At 68.8% G+C, this 2,098-nt stretch carries 1 protein-coding gene; it reads left to right on the top strand.

The features are described 5' to 3' along the window. Positions 1-76 precede the first annotated feature (76 nt). Positions 77-2,098 (top strand): type I polyketide synthase (locus ACZ31C_RS32195; protein WP_465798501.1); only part of this gene is annotated, 2,022 nt, incomplete at its 3' end.

Below are 2,098 nucleotides of genomic sequence, written 5' to 3' on the forward strand. Positions count from 1 at the left end.
GTCCGAGGGGGTGGGGGTGTTGTTGGTGGAGCGGTTGTCGGATGCGCGGCGTCGGGGGCATCGGGTTTTGGGTGTGGTGCGGGGGTCGGCGGTTAATCAGGATGGTGCGTCGAATGGTTTGACGGCGCCGAATGGTCCGTCGCAGGAGCGGGTGGTGCGGCAGGCGTTGGTGGCGGCTGGTGTGGGTGCGTGTGATGTGGATGTGGTGGAGGCGCATGGGACGGGCACGACGTTGGGTGATCCGATCGAGGCGAGTGCGTTGTTGTCGGTTTATGGTCGGGATCGGGGTGGGGTCGGTCCGTTGTGGTTGGGGTCGGTGAAATCGAATCTTGGTCACACGCAGGCTGCTGCTGGTGTTGCGGGTGTGATGAAGATGGTGCTCGCGTTTGAGCATGAGTTGTTGCCGCGGAGTCTGCATGCGCAGAATCCGTCGTCGCATGTGGATTGGTCTGCGGGTGGGGTGCGGTTGTTGGACGTGGACCGGGCGTGGCCGGTCGGTGATCGTGTTCGTCGTGCGGGGGTGTCGTCGTTCGGGGTCAGTGGCACTAATGCGCATGTGATCGTGGAGGAGCCGCCGCGGGAGGTGGCTGCTGCGGTGGTGGTGCCGGAGGGCGTGGTGGTGCCGTTGGTGTTGTCGGCGCGTGATGACGGGGCGTTGCGGGAGGTGGCGTCGCGGTTGGTGGAGGTGGTGCGTTCGGGTGGGTCGTTGCTGGAGGTGGGGTGGTCGTTGGCGGCGGGTCGGGCGGCGTTGGAGCGGCGGGTGGTGGTGGTTGCCGGGTCGGTGCAGGAGGCGGTGGCCGGGTTGGAGGAGGTCGCCTCGGGTCAGGTGGTGCCGGCCGGCGGCGGCGGTGGTGGTGGTGGGGTGGGTAGGTCGGTGTTCGTGTTCCCGGGTCAGGGGGCGCAGTGGGCGGGGATGGGGGTGGAGTTGGCGGCGGTCTCGCCGGTGTTCCGGGAGCGGTTGGCCGAGTGTGCGGTGGCGTTGTCGGAGTTCGTGGACTGGTCGTTGTGGGAGGTGTTGGAGGGCGTCGCGGGTGCGCCGCCGCTGGATCGGGTGGATGTGGTCCAGCCGGTGTCGTTCGCGGTGATGGTGTCGTTGGCGGCGGTGTGGGAGTCGTTGGGTGTGGTCCCGGACGCGGTGGTGGGGCATTCGCAGGGGGAGATCGCGGCGGCGTGTGTGGCGGGGGTGTTGTCGCTGCGTGACGCGGCGCGGTTGGTGGTGCTGCGGTCCCGGTTGATCGGGCAGCGGCTGGCCGGTGGTGGTGCGATGGCGTCGTTGGGGGTGTCGGCCTCGGAGGTGCCGCTGACCGGTGGTCTGCAGATCGCGGCGGTGAACGCGGCGCGTTCGGTCGTGGTGGCCGGGCCGCCCGAGGCGGTGGACGCCGTTCTGGACTGGGCGCAACGCACCGGTGTGCGGGGCCGGCGGATCGCGGTGGACTACGCTTCCCACTCCGATCAGGTGGACACCATCCGGGAGCAGTTGACCGAGGCGCTTGCCGGACTGCAGACCCGTCCGCCGCGGGTCGCCTGGTTCTCCACCGTGGACGTGGACTGGGTCACCAGCGCACCGGGCGTGGACTACTGGTTCCGGAACCTGCGTCAGAGCGTTCGTTTCACCGACGCCATCCACGCGCTGGCCGCGTCCGGTCACACCACCTTCGTGGAGGTGTCCTCACACCCGGTGCTGACCTCGCACATCGAAACCGTCCTCGACGAGTTCCCCGGCGGCACCGTCGTCGGTTCCCTGCACCGCGACCAGCCCGACATGCGTCAGATCCTGACCGGCAGCGGCCGGATCTGGGCCACCGGCACGACCGTGCGATGGACCGCCGTGTTCCCCACCGGCGTGAACACCATCGACCTGCCCACCTACCCCTTCCAACACCAACGCTACTGGCTCACCCACACCACCACCGGCGACCTCACCAGCACCGGCCTCACCAGCATCGAACACCCCCTACTCACCGCACGCCTCGACCTCGCCGACACCGACACCACCATCCTCACCGGCCGACTCTCCACCACCACCCACCCCTGGCTCACCGACCACCGCGTCAACGACACCACCCTCCTACCCGGCACCGCCCTCATCGACATGCTG

Source organism: Micromonospora sp. NPDC023869, from assembly GCF_055559695.1.